1 protein-coding gene is annotated in these 1,600 nt (G+C 50.6%); it reads left to right on the forward strand.

What is annotated here, in order from left to right; translation table 11 throughout:
* Positions 1-1,310 precede the first annotated feature (1,310 nt).
* Positions 1,311-1,475, forward strand: coding sequence for a hypothetical protein (locus V6D20_16835; GenBank protein HEY9817446.1), 165 nt, complete (start codon positions 1,311-1,313; stop codon positions 1,473-1,475).
* Positions 1,476-1,600 lie beyond the last annotated feature (125 nt).

The following is a 1,600-nucleotide window of genomic DNA, read 5'->3' on the forward strand; positions in this document are numbered from 1 at the left end:
CATCACCTGGCTTGCGTTGCATACAATGGCACAACTTGTGTCTACATTAACGGAACGATGGTAAAATTCTTCTTTCCCTCACTGGAAGGTAGGGAGTTGCCAAAGCGGCTTTAATACAACCGTTCCAGCTAGCCCTGTTCCCCTCCTGATTGGAGCCAGCGGATCCCCTTCCAACCCAGGAATTCCCTTCAACGGTATCTAGAGCTGAGCTCAAGCTAAGGATATATTGACGATGTACGCATTTTACCATACGCACCGCCCCAGGAGTGGTTCCAGGCCCTTGCCCGATTCGATGACGTTATTGAGCCCAGCTATGGTAACACCCGGACTTCTCGTTTCTTTACGGTTTCAACTCATTCACAGGAGGAACACCCTGTGTGACGCCGACAGTGGGTGATGCAAGTTGCCGTGGTAGCACAGTATGCGCAGGAGACCCGGATGGATCATGCATTGAGCCTTGCATGGCACCCACGCCTCCTACGTGTAGTAGCGGGCTCTCGCTTTACACTTCCATTGATGACTTTGCAGAGGTAGGCGAACGGGGCTGTGGCCAAGTTAACCCCACCTCAACCTAACCCTGAGGTGAGCAGCCCATCTTCTGGTACAGGTACCCTGGCAACCTACGAGACCTACAATCCATGGTATGATGGCGGAAGGAAGTCCTTAAAACTCCTCATCTTCTAATCCAAGTACTGGTTGTAACAATTGTTGCTCCATTACCTCCAGCACATGCCGGTGTCCCATTACCACCTTTGTGCCCGGCTATCTTAACAATGGCATCAACGTTACCACTCAACATGATCGCGTTGTTTATGCTCAGGTAGGTCCAACAGTCATGGATGAAATGCCGAGAAAGGGAACATTTGTGGCCTTCTTCAGCTGCCCTCCTTTGCGTCTTTTGCATGACAAACAGTTTGATGGGCAAACATACAATGTCAACACCTCACAAGGCACCGCAACCTTTTGGTACCAGCCATCATACGATCATGTAGCTGGAAATTTTCCACCTGGGACTCCCAATACAGGCCCACGCTCCCGCCTCTTTTGTATTGGTGAATGGGGCTTGCCCGGCAGCTTCTGCCTTGAACGTGGGTAAGTGTCGAGCATTGAGAGGCGGGACTTGCAACCATTCCATATGGAATCTGATAGTTAACAATTTATTTGTCAACTTACCGTGAGGGGGAATGGCAACCGACCTAACCTACTGTTGGTAGGTCTTGACGCTTCTGGTGTTTTCTTTGAAATTGGTGCGGATGCTCAGTCCTTCTGCTGGACTGCAGGCGACTGGGTGAATATTCGTGTCGGTAAGCATGAAACGGTCTGTTGACTACCAAAACCTAACCCAAGCTTGGGACTGGAGTGGCCGTGGCCCCAATGCCCAGTTCTGGTTCAACAACTCTCAGCTCCCAGTTACGCTCAACCCTGCCAATACTGCGGTACTCTCTCAAGCCTCCTTTATCTCTCTATTTGTCTAGGTTACTCTCTGGTCTTTTTTTTCTCCAGATCCCAGGGTGATCGCACCTGCAAAACCCGTTGTGTCTACAGCTACAATCTCCTGCTCCCTCTGATCCTCAGAAGCAAATGGTACCTGCCTCCTCCG

The sequence above is a fragment of the Candidatus Obscuribacterales bacterium genome (assembly GCA_036703605.1).
Lineage (GTDB): Bacteria > Cyanobacteriota > Cyanobacteriia > RECH01 > RECH01 > RECH01.

Coding starts and splice junctions, on each gene's coding strand:
- V6D20_16835 (HEY9817446.1), top strand. CDS start 1,311: ATGAAACGGTCTGTTGACTACCAAAACCTAACCCAAGCTTGGGACTGG.